Origin of the sequence: Mycobacterium sp., assembly GCF_032162105.1 — a bacterium.
In the GTDB taxonomy this organism is placed as follows: Bacteria; Actinomycetota; Actinomycetes; order Mycobacteriales; family Mycobacteriaceae; genus Mycobacterium.
This window is the reverse complement of record NZ_JAVRPS010000142.1, coordinates 1-5,562: the sequence shown is the minus strand read 5'-3', so window position 1 is coordinate 5,562 and position 5,562 is coordinate 1. Positions and strand designations below refer to the sequence as shown.

Sequence of the window (5,562 nt, the reverse complement as noted above, 5' to 3'; positions counted from 1 at the left end):
CGAGCGAGTTCTCGTCGAACGACGCCTTGCCGATCACGAAGTGCAGGTTGGCCTGCTTGTCGACGCGGAAGTTGATCTTGCCGCCCTTGATCTCGGACACGGCCTTCGCAACGTCGGGGGTGACGGTGCCTGTCTTCGGGTTCGGCATCAGGCCACGCGGGCCCAGCACGCGCGCGATGCGGCCGACCTTGGCCATCTGGTCGGGCGTCGCGATCGCGGCGTCGAAGTCCAGGAAGCCGCCCTGGATCTTCTCGATCAGGTCGTCGCTGCCCACCTCGTCCGCACCTGCGGCCACCGCGGCCTCGGCCTTCTCACCCACGGCGAACACGATGACGCGGGCGGTCTTGCCGGTGCCGTTCGGCAGGTTGACCGTGCCGCGGACCATCTGGTCGGCCTTGCGGGGGTCGACGCCGAGACGGATCGCAACCTCGACGGTGGCGTCCTGCTTCTTCGACGACGTCTCCTTGGCCAGCTTCGCGGCCTCACGCGGCGTGTAGAGGTTGTCGCGGTCGATCTTCTCGGCGGCTTCGCGGTATGCCTTGCTGTTCTTGCTCATTCGATCTTCCAATCAGTTTCGTTGGTTGTGGTTGGCGGGCCGGAGCTGGCCCTCCCACGTCCTGCGGTGGTGCTGCTACTTGACGGTAATGCCCATCGACCGGGCAGTGCCCGCGATGATCTTCGCCGCAGCGTCGATGTCGTTGGCGTTGAGATCGTCCTTCTTGGTCTCGGCGATCTCACGGACCTGATCCCACGTAACCGTGGCGACCTTGGTCTTGTGCGGCTCGCCGGAGCCCTTCTGCACCCCTGCGGCCTTCAGCAGCAGCCGGGCGGCCGGCGGGGTCTTCAGCACGAAGGTGAAGCTGCGGTCCTCGTAGACGGTGATCTCCACGGGGATGACGTTGCCGCGCTGCGACTCGGTCGCGGCGTTGTACGCCTTGCAGAATTCCATGATGTTGACGCCGTGCTGACCGAGCGCAGGACCAACGGGCGGGGCGGGATTCGCCGCGCCGGCCTGGATCTGCAGCTTGATCAGCCCGACGGCCTTCTTCTTCGGGGCCATGCGTGTGGTGTTCCTTTCTTGGGTGACTCCGCGATTTGGGTGCGCTTTCGTTCGCTGAGCGAACGTTTCCGCGCCGAAATCGCTAGATCTTGGTGACCTGGTTGAAGGTCAGTTCGACGGGTGTCTCGCGTCCGAAGATGGACACCAGAACCTTGAGCTTGCCTTGTTCGGCGTTGACCTCGCTGATCGAGGCAGGCAGCGTCGCGAACGGGCCGTCCATGACGGTGACCGACTCGCCGACCTCGAAGTCGACCAGAATCTCCGGACGTTCGAGGCTGGCCTCGGACGACGCCGCACCACTGGCCGTGCTCTTCGCGGGCTTCTTGGCCGCGGCGGGAGGCAGCAGGAACTTGACCACGTCGTCGAGCGTCAACGGCGACGGCTTCGAGGTCGCGCCGACGAAACCGGTCACCCCTGGGGTGTTGCGCACCGCGCTCCAGGACTCGTCGGTCAGTTCCATGCGCACCAGGATGTAGCCGGGCAGCACCTTGCGGTTGACCTGCTTGCGCTGGCCGTTCTTGATCTCGGTGACCTCTTCGGTGGGCACCTCCACCTGGAAGATGTAGTCGCCGACGTCGAGGTTCTGCACACGGGTCTCGAGGTTGGCCTTCACCTTGTTCTCGTAGCCCGCGTAGGAGTGGATGACGTACCAGTCGCCGGGCCGCGAGCGCAGGTCCTTCTTCAGCGCCACGGCGGGATCGACGTCCTCGTCCTCCACCTCGGCCTCGTCTGCCGCCACGGCGACATCCTCAGCCACCACCTCGGCGACATCCTCTGTCACCGCCTCGGCGGTGTCCGGTGCCTGCTCGTCGGCGGCGTCATCGGCGGTCTCGTCGACGGCGAAGGCCGCCTGCTCGACGGTCTCGTCGACGATCACGTCGGACTCACCCGAGGGCGTATCGCCATCGAAGGTCGTCACGGTTGTCAGTCCTCTCTCAATTCTTCAGCTCGTCATGCGGGATCGTCAGCCGAACACCAGGCCGACGAGCTTGGCGAAGCCGAGGTCGACTCCACCGATCAGCGCCACCATGAATGCCAGGAAGATCAGCACCACGGTGGTGTAGCTGATCATCTGCTTGCGGTTCGGCCAGATCACCTTCCGCAGTTCGGCGACGACCTGCTTCAGGAAGGTCCAGACGAACACGAACGGGTTGGGCCGCGGCTCGCCCTTCTTGGCGGTCTTCTTGCCGGAGCCGTTCTTCGACGTCGTCGTCTTCGACGCGGTCTCGGTGACCGAGTCGGTGACGTCGCCCTCGAACGTCCCGCGGCGCGACCGCTTGCCCGTCGGGCGCAGCGGCCGGGTGCCCACGGCGGTCTGTCCGCCGGTCTCGTCGGGGTCCGTGCTGTCGGTCACGTCGCCTGCGGAGCCAGCACTGTCGCGCTCGTCGCTCACCGCACGCTTCCTCTTCTGTCGTCGTGATGGTTCATGGTGGTCACTATCCAGTGTCCACACGTGTCTAGTCTTCAGTTGAGCAGGGGCGACAGGACTTGAACCTGCAACCTGCGGTTTTGGAGACCGCTGCTCTGCCAGTTGAGCTACGCCCCTTCACGGTTGGCAGGCCAACCTGACGGCCTCACACAGTTCGCGCGCTCCCCGAACGGTCGATCAGCAACCGACGGACAGCGCGCTCAAATGGGTGAAACCCCGAGGACCCAGTGTACATCGGCCCTGGTCTGAGTTACTAATCTGCACCGATCGCGGTCCGGACGACCTGGCCGCTCTCCGGGTCCCACTTGACCTGGATCGAGTTGTCGCCCTCATGCCCCATCAGCGTGGTGAAGCCCTCCAGCACGATCTCGCCGTCGTCGTTGGTGCAGACGCTGCGCGTGACCACGATGTCCGCCCCGAATCGTTCGACGACGGATTGGACCTCCATGCGGGCCTGGAGCCGGTCGCCGGCCATCAGGGGACGGTGGAAGATGAAACTCTGGTCCACCTGGACGATCTGCATGGTGGCAAGCCCGACGTCGACCTTGCGGAAGAAGTCCTTCTGCACCAGCAGCGCGAGGATCGACGGAAACGTCAGCGACGCGATGAGGTTGTCGTGCCCGAGTTCGGCGGCCGCCGTCTCGTCGAACGTCGCCGGGTCGTCGGCCTTGATGGCCCACCCGTACTGGCGGACCTGCTCGCGACCGATGACGAAGGTGTCGGGGTAGTGATGCACCATCCCCAGGATTTCAGGATTGAGGGGCATGGCTAGGCAAGCTTCGCGGTCGCGATGGCGCGCCCGAAGATCTTCTTCCCCCCGGTGGTGGCCGACAGCGCGATGGTTATTGACTTGGACTCCGGCTCAACGGATTTCACCCGTCCATTGAACACGATTTCGGCGCCGACGCCATCGTTGGGAACCGGCACCACAGCGGTGAACCGCACGTTGTACTCGGTGACCGCGGCCGGGTCACCCACCCAAGAGGTCACGTAGCCGCCGCCAAGACCCATGGTCAGCATGCCGTGCGCGATCGCGGTGTCCAGGCCCACCTGCTTGGCGATCTCGTCGTCCCAGTGGATCGGGTTGAGGTCACCGGACACCCCGGCGTAGTTCACGAGGTCTCCCCTGGTCAGCGGGATGACCCTCTCCGGAAGCAGGTCACCCACCTTCACCGAACTGAACTCACGCAGTGCCATGGGAAAAGCCCTCTCCGCTGTCGTCTGAACGGCCCGCCAGGGTCGTGTAAGTCTCTTGAACGGCCTCACCCTGCTCGTTGGAGATGAGGTTCTTGGTCACGATGATGTCGGTGCCGTGCGCCTGCCGAACGGAATGCACGAAGACGTCGCAGTACAGGCGGTCGCCGGCCTTGATCGGCTGGAGGATCTTCACCTCCTGGTCGACCTGGACGATCTGCGCATCCGTGATGCCGATGTTGGCCTGGGCGAAGAACGCCGTCTGCGCCTGGTAGCCGAAGACCGAGATGAAGGTCAGTGGCGCCGGCAGCGAGCTGTGGCCAAGATCCGCCGCGGCGGACTCGTCGTGGTACGCGGGGTCGTCATTCTTGACGGCGACGGCATACTCGCGGATCTTCTCGCGGCCGACTTCGTAGAAGTCGGGGTAGCGAAAGTGCATCCCGATGATGTCCAACGACAACGCCACGGATTCAGAACCTAACCGGTCAACCCCGAGCCGAAGCCCGAGGATTGTCCGCTAACGCGATTCCTTGTGTGAACGGTGCGTCCCACAGTTCGGGCAGAACTTCTTGAGTTCCAGCCGGTCAGGATCGTTGCGGCGGTTCTTCTTGGTGATGTAGTTGCGGTGCTTGCACACCTCGCACGCCAAAGTGATCTTCGGCCGTACGTCAGTACTGGAGGCCACGTCTGTTTTCCTTCTTCAATCTCGATAGTTCGTCTTGTAGCGATGGCCGGACTCGAACCGGCGACCTAACGATTATGAGTCGTTCGCTCTAACCGACTGATCTACACCGCCATGTCGGGTGACTATACCTGCCGGAGTCTCTCGCGTCGCTCCGCTCGCCCAGGTGTCCACCGATCCCCCTAACGGAATCGAACCGTTGACCTTTTCCTTACCATGGAAACGCTCTACCGACTGAGCTAAGGGGGCCTGACCCCCAGCATCGGACAGCGTCTGCGCAGTGGGCCTTAAAGAGGGTACATTCTCGCGGTTTCAGTAGCCAAACCGCTGCTCACAGACCGACCGGCACACCGTCGGACAACGGCCCGCCACGAAGCCAGATCGACTCGAGGTCGGAGCCCTTTGGCACGTCGAAGACCACCGAGGTCTCGATCGTTTGTCCCGGTCCGATGTCGGTCGCGATCCGTCCACGCGTCGCCGTTCCAGAAGCGTTGGCCAGGTGAGCCTTCCGGATCGGGATACCAGCCTGCGGGTATCGTCACGCGATCGTCTTCCTGTGCGCCTGCTGTTAAGTTCCTGAGACGGACGATAGTGCACGTCGATCAGCTTCGCGATGTTTGCCGAAACCGCCGACACCGTGCGCCCGGCCGCGCGGTTCTCGGACGCCCTAGTCTTGGCGCATGGCGAGCGCAGAAGATGACGACCGGCTGTACTTCCGGCAGTTGCTTTCCGGCCGCGACTTCGCGGCAGGCGACATGATCGCGCAGCAGATGCGCAACTTCTCCTACCTCATCGGCGACCGCGAGACGGGCGATTGCGTGGTCGTCGACCCGGCTTATGCCGCAAACGATCTGGTCGACGCGCTGGAGGCCGACGGCATGCACCTGACCGGCGTGCTGGCCACCCACCACCACCCCGACCACGTGGGCGGGTCGATGATGGGCTTCGAGCTCAAGGGCCTGGCCGAACTGCTCGAGCGGGTCAGCGTGCCGGTGCACGTCAATTCCCTTGAGGCGGACTGGATTTCACGCGTCACCGGCATCCCGCTGGGCGACCTCACCGCGCACGACCACGGCGACAAGGTGAGCGTCGGCGACGTCGAGATCGAGTTGCTGCACACCCCGGGCCACACCCCCGGCAGTCAGTGTTTCCTGCTCGACGGCCGACTCGTCGCAGGCGACACCCTGTTCCTGGAGG

At 64.1% G+C, this 5,562-nt stretch carries 9 protein-coding genes, 3 tRNA genes and 1 pseudogene; 1 reads left to right on the top strand and 12 read right to left on the bottom strand.

All coding sequences use genetic code 11. The annotated features are described in order from the left end of the window. From rplA to QOC69_RS07000, 12 genes and pseudogenes are all read right to left on the bottom strand, one after another. Positions 1-556: 50S ribosomal protein L1 (gene rplA / locus QOC69_RS07055; RefSeq protein ID WP_526437752.1), on the bottom strand; the 556-nt coding region annotated here is incomplete at its 3' end. Between the two features lie 75 nt (positions 557-631). After that, positions 632-1,060, bottom strand: coding sequence for a 50S ribosomal protein L11 (gene rplK, locus QOC69_RS07050; protein WP_526437750.1), 429 nt, complete (start codon positions 1,058-1,060; stop codon positions 632-634). 82 nt (positions 1,061-1,142) lie between these two features. Further along, positions 1,143-1,979 carry a transcription termination/antitermination protein NusG gene (gene nusG, locus QOC69_RS07045; RefSeq protein ID WP_526437748.1) on the bottom strand — a complete coding sequence of 279 codons (837 nt, stop codon included), beginning with the start codon at positions 1,977-1,979 and terminating at the stop codon, positions 1,143-1,145. Between the two features lie 45 nt (positions 1,980-2,024). Then, complete coding sequence (secE, locus tag QOC69_RS07040) at positions 2,025-2,453, bottom strand: preprotein translocase subunit SecE (RefSeq protein ID WP_526437746.1); 429 nt, start codon at positions 2,451-2,453, stop codon at positions 2,025-2,027. Between the two features lie 80 nt (positions 2,454-2,533). Then, positions 2,534-2,606: transfer RNA gene (locus QOC69_RS07035), tRNA-Trp, on the bottom strand. A gap of 136 nt (positions 2,607-2,742) precedes the next feature. After that, positions 2,743-3,255: a (3R)-hydroxyacyl-ACP dehydratase subunit HadC gene (hadC, locus tag QOC69_RS07030; RefSeq protein ID WP_526437744.1), complete on the bottom strand. Its 513-nt coding sequence runs from the start codon at positions 3,253-3,255 to the stop codon at positions 2,743-2,745. Between the two features lie 2 nt (positions 3,256-3,257). Continuing rightward, positions 3,258-3,686, bottom strand: coding sequence for a (3R)-hydroxyacyl-ACP dehydratase subunit HadB (hadB, locus tag QOC69_RS07025; RefSeq protein ID WP_149374855.1), 429 nt, complete (start codon positions 3,684-3,686; stop codon positions 3,258-3,260). Then, positions 3,673-4,149 (bottom strand): (3R)-hydroxyacyl-ACP dehydratase subunit HadA, encoded by a 477-nt coding sequence (gene hadA / locus QOC69_RS07020; protein WP_526437741.1) that lies wholly within the window; start codon positions 4,147-4,149, stop codon positions 3,673-3,675. The genes hadB and hadA overlap by 14 nt, the downstream gene beginning before the upstream one ends. Before the next feature lie 51 nt (positions 4,150-4,200). Further along, positions 4,201-4,368: a 50S ribosomal protein L33 gene (gene rpmG, locus QOC69_RS07015; RefSeq protein WP_526437739.1), complete on the bottom strand. Its 168-nt coding sequence runs from the start codon at positions 4,366-4,368 to the stop codon at positions 4,201-4,203. 37 nt (positions 4,369-4,405) lie between these two features. Beyond that, positions 4,406-4,479: transfer RNA gene (locus tag QOC69_RS07010), tRNA-Met, on the bottom strand. 62 nt (positions 4,480-4,541) lie between these two features. Then, a tRNA-Thr gene (locus QOC69_RS07005) sits at positions 4,542-4,613 on the bottom strand. Positions 4,614-4,832: 219 nt separating this feature from the next. Beyond that, positions 4,833-4,907: pseudogene (locus QOC69_RS07000) on the bottom strand (DUF2510 domain-containing protein); the annotation flags it as partial. A 138-nt stretch (positions 4,908-5,045) separates the two neighbouring features. Here QOC69_RS07000 and QOC69_RS06995 point away from each other — a divergent pair. Continuing rightward, on the top strand, positions 5,046-5,562 hold a 517-nt coding region (locus QOC69_RS06995), incomplete at its 3' end, for an MBL fold metallo-hydrolase (protein WP_526437737.1).